Raw genomic sequence first — 867 nt, forward strand, 5'->3', positions numbered from 1 at the left:
TCCGCGCCCTAATTTTTTATATTTTAAATAAGACAATTGTGGAAATCCGCTTCCTGCAGTTGATGTGGATACTTTTGGGAATATATGTTGTGCCATCGCAGATTTTTGCGCAACAGATAGCAGGGAATGTTGGGCAGGAGGTACAATGGGGAGAATGGGAGCACTTGTTGGATGGTGGTGATCCAAATGTACACTGGCGATCGAAAAACAGCGACAGTTTTCCCAAAGATGGTTGGGCGATGAAAGATGGACTTCTCCTATCATTACCGGGGAAAAAAGCAGGTGATATCATTACCCGAGAGCAATTTTCCGATTTTGATCTTGTATTTGAGTTTAATCTAACCGACTCAGCAAATACAGGCGTGAAATATTTTGTTGCCCCATTATTGGATAAAAAAGGTAAGACGACCTTAAACGGACCCGAATATCAATTGATCGATGATATTAATCACCCGTCAGTTCGGGGAGGTAAAAGTCCGAAGACAATTACGGGGGCGTTATATCTGTTGTATGCACCACAAAAGAGTGTTTTTTTGCCGGTGGGACAATGGAATACCGGGAGGATCATTGCTTATGGAACGCATGTAGAGCATTGGCTGAATGGTGTAAAAGTGCTGGAATATGAACGGGGTTCGGAAGACTATCGTCGACGGATTGCCGGTACAAAGTTCAAAGGATATGTGACGCCCTATGGTGAGGCCAAAGAAGGGCACATTCTCTTGCAATATCATAATGACAAAGCCTTTTTTAGAAATGTAAAAATAAGGAAGGTAAAATAAAAAGCATTTTGTATTTTTGTGCTTCCTTTCGGGATGTAGCGTAGCCCGGTATCGCGCCAGCATGGGGTGCTGGAGGTCGTCGGTTCAA

Annotated in this window: 1 protein-coding gene; it reads left to right on the forward strand. The window is 43.3% G+C overall.

Features of this window, described 5'->3' with window-relative positions:
- On the forward strand, window positions 1-779 hold a 779-nt coding region (locus G5B30_RS17110), incomplete at its 5' end, for a DUF1080 domain-containing protein (RefSeq protein ID WP_206367177.1).
- Window positions 780-867: the final 88 nt, after the last annotated feature.

Source organism: Sphingobacterium sp. SGG-5 (assembly GCF_011043525.1).
Classification (GTDB): domain Bacteria; phylum Bacteroidota; class Bacteroidia; order Sphingobacteriales; family Sphingobacteriaceae; genus Sphingobacterium.